This is a genomic window from Streptomyces sp. NPDC005811, assembly GCF_040630405.1.
Lineage (GTDB): Bacteria > Actinomycetota > Actinomycetes > Streptomycetales > Streptomycetaceae > Streptomyces.
In genome coordinates, this window is record NZ_JBEXXK010000050.1 from 77,900 (window position 1) to 83,899 (window position 6,000).

The 6,000-nt window shown below is 73.7% G+C and carries 4 protein-coding genes; 3 read left to right on the plus strand and 1 reads right to left on the minus strand.

Features of this window, described 5'->3' with window-relative positions; genetic code table 11:
- The first annotated feature begins 47 nt into the window (after nucleotides 1–47).
- The 3 genes from panB to ABZ490_RS39685 all read left to right on the plus strand — a co-directional run bounded on the left by panB (nucleotide 48) and on the right by ABZ490_RS39685 (nucleotide 2,923).
- Nucleotides 48–914 (plus strand): 3-methyl-2-oxobutanoate hydroxymethyltransferase, encoded by an 867-nt coding sequence (gene panB, locus ABZ490_RS39675; protein ID WP_359001967.1) that lies wholly within the window; start codon nucleotides 48–50, stop codon nucleotides 912–914.
- Nucleotides 915–1,067: 153 nt separating this feature from the next.
- Nucleotides 1,068–2,093, plus strand: a complete 1,026-nt coding sequence (locus tag ABZ490_RS39680) for an ATP-binding cassette domain-containing protein (protein ID WP_359001969.1) — start codon at nucleotides 1,068–1,070, stop codon at nucleotides 2,091–2,093.
- Nucleotides 2,090–2,923: an ABC transporter permease gene (locus tag ABZ490_RS39685; RefSeq protein ID WP_359001971.1), complete on the plus strand. Its 834-nt coding sequence runs from the start codon at nucleotides 2,090–2,092 to the stop codon at nucleotides 2,921–2,923. The genes ABZ490_RS39680 and ABZ490_RS39685 overlap by 4 nt, the downstream gene beginning before the upstream one ends.
- Before the next feature lie 40 nt (nucleotides 2,924–2,963).
- Here the strand turns inward: ABZ490_RS39685 and ABZ490_RS39690 are convergent, their stop codons facing one another.
- Nucleotides 2,964–5,885: an AfsR family transcriptional regulator gene (locus ABZ490_RS39690; protein ID WP_359001973.1), complete on the minus strand. Its 2,922-nt coding sequence runs from the start codon at nucleotides 5,883–5,885 to the stop codon at nucleotides 2,964–2,966.
- Between the last annotated feature and the right edge of the window lie 115 nt (nucleotides 5,886–6,000).

Genomic DNA, 6,000 nt, shown 5'->3' on the forward strand with positions numbered 1-6,000 from the left:
CGGGGACGCCGTGAGGGCGCCTCGAGATGACGTAAGGAGCCGTTGCAATGACGCAGTTCTCGGCTGCCCAGAAAAACCCCTCCGACGGCAGCAGGACGCTGTACGGAGGCAAGGGCACACGCCGTATCACCGTCCGCGACCTCGCACTCGCCAAGGAGCGCGGCGAGAAGTGGCCCATGCTGACCGCCTACGACGCGACGACCGCGTCGGTGTTCGACGAGGCGGGGATCCCCGTGATGCTCGTCGGCGACTCGGCGGGCAACTGTCACCTGGGGTACGAGACGACCGTACCCGTCACCCTCGACGAGATGACCATGCTGTCGGCGTCCGTCGTGCGCGGTACGCAGCGTGCGCTGATCGTCGGCGACCTGCCCTTCGGCTCGTACCAGGAGGGCCCGGTCCAGGCGCTGCGCAGCGCGACCCGGCTGGTCAAGGAGGCCGGGGTGGGAGCCGTGAAGCTGGAGGGCGGCGAGCGCTCGCACCGGCAGATCGAGCTGCTGGTGGAGTCCGGGATCCCGGTCATGGCCCACATCGGGCTGACCCCGCAGTCCGTCAACGCGATGGGCTACCGCGTGCAGGGCCGCGGCGAGGAGGCGGCCCAGCAGCTGCTGCGGGACGCGAAGGCCGTCCAGGACGCGGGCGCGTTCGCGGTGGTCCTGGAGCTGGTTCCGGCCGAGCTGGCCGCCGAGGTGACCCGCGTGCTGCACATCCCGACCGTGGGCATCGGCGCCGGCCCGGAGTGCGACGCCCAGGTGCTGGTGTGGACCGACATGCTCGGGCTGACCGGCGGACGGGTGCCGAAGTTCGTCAAGCAGTACGCGAACCTGCGTGAGGTGATGGGGAACGCCGTGAAGGCGTTCGCCGAGGACGTCGTCGGCGGGACGTTCCCGCTGGAGGAGCACAGCGTCCACTGAGCCAGTGCCGCACCACGCACCGCCCGCCGATCTTCCCCCGTCGGCGGGCGGTGCCGTTTCTGTAGGCGGGATGTCGGTGACCGCTCCCCCGTACCACCGTCCTGTCGGCGGCCTGTCGGTGGTTTGTCGGTGGGGGCTGGGAGCGTTCCTGGCATGACGCGAATCGACATGAACCCCGGTGGCGCCGGAAGCGCCGTGACCGTCCGGGGGCTGGTCAAGCACTACGGCGAGACCAAGGCACTGGACGGCGTGGACCTGGATGTGCGGGAGGGCACCGTGATGGGGGTGCTGGGGCCGAACGGCGCCGGCAAGACCACCCTGGTGCGGATCCTGTGCACACTGCTCGCCGCCGACGCGGGGCAGGCGACCGTCGCCGGCTACGACGTCGCACGGCAGCCCCGGCAGCTGCGCCGGGTCATCGGCCTCACGGGGCAGTACGCCTCCGTGGACGAGAAACTCCCCGGCTGGGAGAACCTGTACATGATCGGGCGGCTGCTCGACCTGTCCCGCAAGGACTCCCGGGCCCGCGCCGACGAGCTGCTGGAGCGGTTCTCGCTCACCGAGGCCGCCCGGCGGCCGGCGGCGACGTACTCCGGCGGTATGCGGCGGCGGCTGGACCTCGCCGCGTCCATGATCGGCCGGCCCACCGTGCTGTTCCTGGACGAACCGACCACCGGGCTCGACCCGCGCACCCGCAACGAGGTGTGGGACGAGGTCAAGACGATGGTCGGGGACGGCGTGACCGTGGTGCTGACCACCCAGTACATGGAGGAGGCCGAACAGCTGGCCTCCGAGCTGACCGTGGTCGACCGGGGCCGGGTCATCGCGGGCGGTGGGATCGAGGAGCTGAAGGCGAAGGTCGGCGGACGCACCCTGCGGATCCGGCCCGCCGATCCGCTCCAGCTGCGCCCGCTGGCCGGCTGGATCGACGAGCTCGGCATCACCGGCCTCGCCACCACCGTCGTGGACAGCGAGCGCGGCTCGCTGCTGGTGCCGGTGCTCAGCGACGAGCAGCTCACCGCCGTCGTCGGCGCGGTCACCGCGCGCGGCGTCACCCTCTCCTCCCTCACCACCGAACTGCCCAGCCTCGACGAGGTGTTCCTCTCCCTCACCGGCCACCGCGCCGGTGCCCCGCAGGACGCCCAGCCCGTCGACGACCGCGAGGAGGTCGCCGTATGAGCGCCGCCACCGTCACCCCCACCGCCGTCGGGATCAAGGGCGCGGCGGACGCGCGGATCCCGCTGCGCAGCCATCTGCGGCACACCGGTGCCCTGATCCGCCGCAATCTGCTGTGGATCCGGCAGGACCCGGAGTCGATGTTCGACGCCATCCTGTTCCCGGTGATCTTCACCCTGCTGTTCGTGTACGTCTTCGGCGGGTCCATCGGGCAGTCGCTGGGCGGCGGACAGGAGCGCTACGTCCAGTACGTCATCCCCGGTCTGCTGGCCATGATGGGGATGAACATGGCCCAGGGCGTGGGCACCGGCTTCAACACGGACTTCAACTCCGGCGTCATGGACCGCTTCCGGTCGCTGCCGATCGGCCGGGGCTCGGTGCTGTTCGCCAAGATCGTGGTCGAGCTGATGCGCATGCTGGTCGCCTGTGTGATCCTCATGGTCGTGGCCGTGCTGGTGGGCTTCGACATCACGCACTGGCCCGGACTGTTCGCGGCCGTGGGGCTGGCCACGGTGTTCGGCTCGGCACTGATGTGGGTGTTCCTCACCCTCGGCGTGGTGATGAAGAGCGCCCAGTCCGTGCAGGCGATGGGCTTCCTGGTGCTGATGCCGCTCCAGTTCGGCTCGTCGATCTTCGCGCCGACCGCCTCGATGCCGGGCTGGCTGCAGAACTTCACCGAGTACAACCCGCTGTCCTCGCTCGCGGACGCGGCCCGCGGCCTGATGGTGGGCGGCCCGGTCGCCCACGGCCTGTGGGTGACGCTCGCCTGGTCGGTCGGGCTGACGGCGGTGATGGCGCCGGTCGCCATCCACAAGTTCCGCACCAAGAACTGAGCCGGGGGCTTCCGTTGCGGAGCCGGGCCCGGCGGGGCTCTCACACCAGGGCGGCGGCCTCCTCGTAGGGGAGGGCGCCGCCCTCGGCGTACGCGGCCTCGAACGCCGCGTCACCGAGCACGGCCCGGGCGGCGCGGGTGGCCCGGGCGACGGTCTCGCGCTCGATGCGGACGGCGACATGGCCCGGGGGCAGCAGCGCCGCGGCGGTGCCGAGACAGCGGGCGGCGTCCCCGGCGCGGGCGCCGCCCTCGATACCGGCCAGGGCGTAGGCCCCGATGGCGAGGTAGAAGCTGCGCATGTGCGGGGCGATGTTCATGGACAGCCGGTCGGACGCGTGCTCCATGGCCTTGCGGACGGAGACCAGGGCCGGCTCGTAGCGGCCGTCGACCACGTCCACCCAGGCCTCCGCGCCCAGGATGAAGGCGTCGAAGACGACGAAGTGCGCGAGGCCGAACGTCTCGCGCAGCAGCCGCAGCTGGTCACGGGCCTCGGCCTGACGGCCGGTCAGCCCGAGGTACGAGGCGAGGAAGAGACGGGCGGCGGGCATGGCCTCGTTGTGGCCGTCGACCGTGGCCTCGACGACCTCGCGCAGCAGGCGCTCGCCGCGCTCCTCCTCACCGGCCTCGATCAGCACACTGCCCAGCCGGGCGCCGAGGACCGCCGACTGGTGGCGGGCGTCGAGCCGTTCGGCCTGGAGGCGGGCCTCCTCGTAGTCGGCCGCGGCACCCCGGTAGTCGCCCGTCCGCTCCCGGGCCTCGGCGCGCGCCGAGAGGGCCTCGGCCGCGCCCCAGGCGTCGCCCAGCCGCCGGAAGACGTCCAGGGCCTCGTCGGCGTCCCGGCCCGCCGCCCCGGCCCATTCGGCACGGTTGGCGAGGAGGTTGGCGCGCAGTTGCAGCGTGGTGGCGAGCTCCCATTCGTAGCCGGGGGTGGTGCGGCAGGTCTCGACGTTGGCGTCGACGATGACCCGGATGCGCTCCATGTCCCCGGTCATCATCACGGCGTAGAACCAGAGCAGGCCCGGCGGGCGGCAGGTCTGCGGCAGGCCGGGGGCGTAGGTCTCGCTGACGATCCGCAGCTTGCGCTGGGCCTCCGGGGTGTTCCAGGCGTCCAGCTCGGTGTCCATGCAGGCGAGATGGGCGAGGTGGACCCCGCGCCGGGCCTCCGCGAGGATCTCGCCGGACCAGGACGGAGGGCTCTCGATGACCGGCCTGAGGACGGCGGCGGCGGGGCGGACGGGCTCGGCGAAGGGGTCGGGGCCGAGGGCCATGACCGCGCCGCACCAGGTGCGGGCCTCGATCCGCAGATCGCGCATCTGCCAGTACCAGACGAGCGAGAGGGAGAGGCAGAGGGCCTCCTGCTCGTCGCGGGCGGCGACGGCGCGGCGCAGCGCGGTCCGCAGGTTCTCGTACTCGAGCTGGAAGAGCGCGACGGCCTCCCGCTGGCGCGAGCCGCGCAGCGAGGGCTCGGTGGTGCGGGCGAGTTCGCGGTAGTACGTCAGATGCGCCCGCTCGGCGTCGGCCCGCCGGCCGGTCTCGTCGAGCCGCTCGGCGGCGTACTCGGCGACGGTCTCCAGGAGCCGGTAGCGCATCTCGCCGTCCGGGGCCGGGGCGGCGACCACGAGGGACTTGTCGACGAGGGAGGCGAGGGAGGAGAGCGCGTCGTGCGCGGCGGGCCCGCACACCGCCTCGACGGCGGCCAGGTCGCAGCCGCGGGCGAACACCGACAGCCGGGCGAGGACCTCGCGCTCCTCCTCGTCCAGCAGGTCCCAGGACCAGTCCACGACCGCGCGCAGGGTCTGCTGGCGGGGCAGGACGGTACGGCTGCCCGAGGTGAGCAGCCGGAAGCGGTCGTCGAGGCGGTCGGCTATCCGGCGCGGGGTGAGCATGCGCAGCCGGGCGGCGGCGAGTTCGATCGCGAGGGGCAGGCCGTCGAGCCGGCGGCAGATCTCGGCGCAGGCCTCGGGGTCGTCCGCGATCCGGAACCCGGGGCGGGCGGCCGCGCCCCGGTCGGCGAACAGCCGCAGCGCGACGGGCTCCGGCAGCGGCTCGACGGGGCGCAGCAACTCGCCCGGGACACCGAGGGGTTCGCGGCTGGTGGCGAGGACGGTCACGCCGGGGCAGCGGACGAGGAGCTCCTCGACGAGACGGGCGGCGGCCTCGACGACGTGCTCGCAGTTGTCGAGGACGATCAGCATGCGGCGCCGGGAGCAGTGCTCGACCAGCCGTTCCACCGGGTCGTCGGTGCGCTCGGCGACCGCGCGCATCTCCTCGGCGCCGGCGCCGTACATCACGGTCTCCCGCGCGCCGACGGCGGTCAGCACGGCCTGCGGTACGGCGTCCGGGTCGGCGACGGGGGCGAGCTCCGCCAGCCAGACGCCGTCGCGCGCGATGTCCCCCATCCCCTCGGCGGCCTCCTGCGACAGCCGCGTCTTGCCCGCGCCGCCGGGCCCGAGCAGGGTGACGAGCCGCGCCTCCACGAGGTCCCCGCGGATGGCGCCGATCTCCCGCTCCCGGCCGACGAAGGAGGTGAGGCGGGCACGGAGGTTGCCGGGGGGTGGCGGGGTCGGCGCGGGCGGCCTGCTCGGGGCCGCGGAGAGATGCCGGTCCTCTGCGGCAGCGGCGGCGGACGGGGAGACCGGAACAGGGCCGTCCGCCGGGGGCCGGCCGCCGGCCGGCTGGTTCGGCGCCGGACGGAAGCCGCCCGGGACGAACGGACCGACGGAGGGCTGAGCCGACGGCGAACCGACGCCGCCCGGGCCGACGGGCTGCTGAGCGGGGGTCGGACCGGCACCGTCCGGGGCCGGTGCCCCGGCAGGAGGCTGCGCCGAGGACGCATGGGAGCCGTCCGGGGCGGATGGACCGGCCGGGTGCTGGGGCTGTGCGGCCGGAGCGGTGCCGTGGCCGGGGTGCGCGGGCTGTGCCACCGGAGCCGTGCCGTGGCCGGGGTACGCGGGCTGTCCCACCGGAGCCGTGCCATGACCCGGGTACGCGGGCTGTCCCACCGGAGCCGTGCCATGACCCGGGTACGCGGGCTGTCCCACCGGAGCCGTGCCGTGGCCCGGGTACGCGGGCTGTCCC